The 3,386-nt window shown below is 67.5% G+C and carries 2 protein-coding genes; both read right to left on the bottom strand.

Going from position 1 to position 3,386, the window contains the following annotated elements; translation table 11 throughout:
• Window positions 1-216: 216 nt before the first annotated feature.
• Window positions 217-1,641: a sigma-54-dependent transcriptional regulator gene (locus ACTHLF_RS14455; RefSeq protein WP_440328044.1), complete on the bottom strand. Its 1,425-nt coding sequence runs from the start codon at window positions 1,639-1,641 to the stop codon at window positions 217-219.
• 67 nt (window positions 1,642-1,708) lie between these two features.
• Window positions 1,709-3,331 (bottom strand): sensor histidine kinase, encoded by a 1,623-nt coding sequence (locus ACTHLF_RS14460; RefSeq protein ID WP_440328045.1) that lies wholly within the window; start codon window positions 3,329-3,331, stop codon window positions 1,709-1,711.
• Window positions 3,332-3,386 lie beyond the last annotated feature (55 nt).

The following is a 3,386-nucleotide window of genomic DNA, read 5'->3' on the forward strand; positions in this document are numbered from 1 at the left end:
AAGCTGAAGAAGCTCGGCATCGATTGATGCCGTAAAGCATCGCGCGCAACCGCGCAACCCCAAGGTGGTGGCCACACGAAAGCGGGGTACCAGTGGGAGCGCGCTTGGGCGCGCTTGCCATTAGCGATGAACTACGCCACCGCCCGCTTCCAAGCCCCCCGCCCTCTTGGGGCCACACCTTGGGGGGAGCCCGCTTGCGCGCGATGCTTTACGGCATCAATCGATGCCGAGCTTCTTCAGCTTGTAGCGCAGCGCGCGGAAGGTGATGCCGAGCTTCTTGGCGGTGGCGGTCTTGTTGTAGCGGGACTCTTCCAGGGCCTTGATGATCGTGTCGCGCTCGATGTTGGTGATGTAATCCTCGAGCGAGCCATCGGCGGCAGGGTTGCGCGGTGCGGGCGCACCGGCTGCCGCCGCGGCAGCTGTGGCGGGTGGCAGCGGTGCGCCGGCCGGCGTACCTGCCGTATCCGTGCCCGGCAGCGACGTGCGCTGCGGCAGCATCAGGTCATCCGCCTCGATCGTGTCGCCTTCGCACATGGCCATGGCGCGTTCGAGGATGTTCTCCAGCTCGCGCACGTTGCCGGGGAACTGGTAGGCCTCGAGCGCGGCAAGCGCTTCCGGCTTCAGCTTGCCGGGCGGGCCACCGGATTCGGTCGCGAGCTGGCGCAGGATGAAGTCGGCGAGGCGCGGCACGTCACCGCGGCGTTCGCGCAGCGGCGGCACGCGCAGTTCGATCACGTTGATGCGGTAGAACAGATCCTGGCGGAACTGGCCCTGCTCGACGAGCGCGGCGAGGTTCTTGTGCGTGGCCGAGAGGATGCGGACGTCCACCGGCACCTCGTCGCGGCCGCCGATCGGGCGCACGGCCTTTTCCTGGATGGCGCGGAGCAGCTTCACCTGCATGTGCAGGGGCAGTTCGGCGACCTCATCGAGGAACAGCGTGCCGCCGTGGGCTGCCTGGAACAGGCCTTCCTTGTCCGCGTGGGCGCCGGTGAAGCTGCCCTTGCGGTGGCCGAAGAACTCGCTTTCCATCAGCTCGGACGGGATGGCGCCGCAATTCACCGGCACGAAGGTGCCCGTGGCGCGCGGCCCCAGTTCGTGGATGAGCCGGGCGACCAGCTCCTTGCCCACGCCGGATTCGCCGGCGATGTACACCGGTGCCTGGTTGCGGGCCAGCTTGGCAATCTTGCCGCGCACCTCGGTCATCACCGGGGATTCGCCGATCAGGCGATCCGCACCCGGCGCGGCCTTGCTGCCGGCATCGCCCTTGCGCTCTTCGGAGAGGCGCAGGGCCGTTTTCACGAGACGGCGCAGCAGGTGGATATCCACCGGCTTCGAGACGAAATCGAACGCGCCCGCCTTCAGGGCGTTCACGGCCGCGTCCACGTTGCCGTAGGCCGTGATCATGGCCACCGGCATGTCGGGATAGGTGGCCGAGATCAGCTCGATGATCTCCTGGCCACTGCCGTCAGGCAGCCGCATGTCGGTGAAACACAGGTCGTATCGGCGAGAGGTGAGGGCATTCCGGGCCTCACTGACGCTCCCCACGGCGTCGACGTCGAGTTCCATTCGACCGAGAGTGATGGTCAACAACTCACGGATGTCCCGCTCGTCATCGATCACCAGGACTGTCTGCTTGCTCATCGGGTCCGGACGCTTCGGTGAATGTTCCAAATGTAACCGGCCGGGGCCTTCACGCAAAGGGCACCGATCATGCGCGGGCCGCGATCGGCGCCACGGCAGGGGTTCGCGCAGGCGGGGTCAGGCTGATCCGGAAGCAGCTGCCGCCACCGGCCACGCGCACGTATTCCAGCGCGGCCTGGTTGGCTTCGGTCATCTGCCGGGCCAGGTAAAGGCCCAGGCCGGTGCCGTATTCGTGCGTGGTGAAGAACGGCTCGAAGATCTGCGCGGCCACTTTCGGCGGGATGCCCGGGCCGCGGTCGATCACCTCGAGGATCGGGATCCCGGCCTCGGAATGGCGGGCGACGACCATCACCCGTGCCGGTTCGCTGGGCATGCGCCCATAGCGCAAAGCGTTCTGCACCAGGTTCCACACCACCTGCTGCAGGTGCTGCGGATCGGCGACCGCCGCCACCGGCTCGGAGCCCGACACGGCGCGGAGCACATCCGCGCCCAGGTCGTTGCCCTGGCGGTATTCACCGACGAAATCGTGCACCCAGCGGCTCAGGTCCAGCGTTTCCGGGCGCGAGCGCTCGCGGCGGGAGAGCTGCAGGATGTTCTCGATGATCTCGTTGAGGCGCGAACAGTGGTTGTTGATGATCTCGACCATGCGCAGGTCGGTATCGGCCAGGTCGGTGGATTCGGCGAGCAGCTGGGCGGAATAGTGGATCGCGGCCAGCGGGTTGCGGATCTCATGGGCGATGGACGCGGAGAGCCGGCCCAGCGAGCTCAGGGTCAGTTCCTCGGCCCGGCGCGAGACCAGCGAGGTATCGTCCAGGAAGATCAGGACGTGGGAATCATCGTTGGGGGCCAGGCGCGAGAAGCGCGGCACCACCTCGGGCGTGCCATCGGCCAGCATGGTCGCGCTCTCGTCCAGCTTGCCCGAGGTGCGCCAGTGGTACAGCCGGCGGGAGAGCTCCGGGGCGATTGAGCCCAGGTCGCGCTGGTCGGCCGAGGGGTTGCCCATGAGCATCCAGGCCGATTCATTGAGCTGGTGGATCCGGTTGCCCTCGTCGACCAGCAGCACGCCGGTCTTCATGCGCCGGATGATCAGCTCGTTGACCTGGGACAGGTTGGCCAGGTCGATGCCGCGCTGCTCGGCGAGGGCCTCGGAGGCACGGATGTTCCGGCCCAGCACATAACAGAGCGAGGCGCAGGCGAAGTAGGCCGCGCCGAACAGGCCGTATTCCACCACCTCGCGGTCCGAGGCGCCGGGCTGGTCCACGTCGAACAGGGAATGGCCCAGCATGCACAGGGTGGCCAGGGCGGCGAAGAACATGGAGAGCCGCAGGGGCAATAGAAGGGCACCCGTGGCGATATTGACCGCCAGCATCATGGCCACGCCCATCCTGACGTCGTGCATCAGAATCAGTGCGAGCACGGCGGCGGCAATATCGAGGGTCAGGCCGACCGAAACGACCAGCACCGGGCGGTGGAGCAGGGGCCGGGTGCGGGCGACCATGACGAGGGCCGCGAACAGGTAGGCGAGGGCCATGACCCGGGCCAGCACCGGCTCGGGCAGCACCGGCCAGGCCATGTGCTCCGGGCGGAACGCCAGTGCGGTGTACACCGCCGCCTGGCCCAGCCGGAAGTAATTGAAAAAGAAGAGTTCGTGGCGGGCCGTGGCCTGGTTTGCCCGGGCGATCGCGGTCATGGTCGGCACGGGCGTGGACACGTCTATGGCTCTCCGCCGGGCGGCCCCGGGGGCC

Source organism: Luteibacter sp. (genome assembly GCF_051958795.1).
Lineage (GTDB): Bacteria > Pseudomonadota > Gammaproteobacteria > Xanthomonadales > Rhodanobacteraceae > Luteibacter.